The 546-nt window shown below is 34.8% G+C and carries 1 protein-coding gene; it reads right to left on the bottom strand.

What is annotated here, in order from left to right; genetic code table 11:
• Positions 1-116: 116 nt before the first annotated feature.
• A complete protein-coding gene (locus cpu_RS13120; protein ID WP_075860419.1) occupies positions 117-464 on the bottom strand; it encodes a helix-turn-helix domain-containing protein in 348 nt (115 codons plus the stop codon).
• Between the last annotated feature and the right edge of the window lie 82 nt (positions 465-546).

Here is a 546-nt window from a genome sequence, read left to right as displayed (position 1 = left end):
ATCTTTTCTACCTAACCACTTATAGTAGCCAGATCTTGATACACCAAATAGTTCGCAAAGCCACTCTACTGAAAATTTTTCTTTTAGTTTATTGATGCAGCTAAAATAATACTGTTTTATTTCTTTCGTTGGGCAACCCTCCTCTCTATTTCGTATAACTTTTTTAACTTTGCTAATTCGACTTCAGCTTTTGCAAGTTCAAATCTTAAACGTTCGACTTCCGACAAATTCTTTTTCTTTTGCATTCCTGCAAAAGGGTTTCCAGGCTTCTTTTTATTTTCTAATGCTTCTGGCCCTTTCTCCCGAAACCTTTTGATCCAACTACATATTAAACTTCTGTTAATTGAATACTCCTTTCCTAGTGCGTGTGTACTTTCGCCAGCTAAACATCTGTTTATAACCTCAAGTTTAAACTCCTTTGAATAGTATCGATTTTTCCCTCCAATTGGCCTACCTGATGGCATACTCATCATCTCCTTTGTTCTCTATTATACAAAATAAAAAGATAGTAGACTTTTATCTGTCTACTATCTTTTTACCAGTTCC

Origin of the sequence: Carboxydothermus pertinax, from assembly GCF_001950255.1 — a bacterium.
Classification (GTDB): domain Bacteria; phylum Bacillota; class Z-2901; order Carboxydothermales; family Carboxydothermaceae; genus Carboxydothermus; species Carboxydothermus pertinax.
Note: the sequence above shows the minus strand (reverse complement) of the source record. Positions and strands in the feature narration are given on the sequence as shown.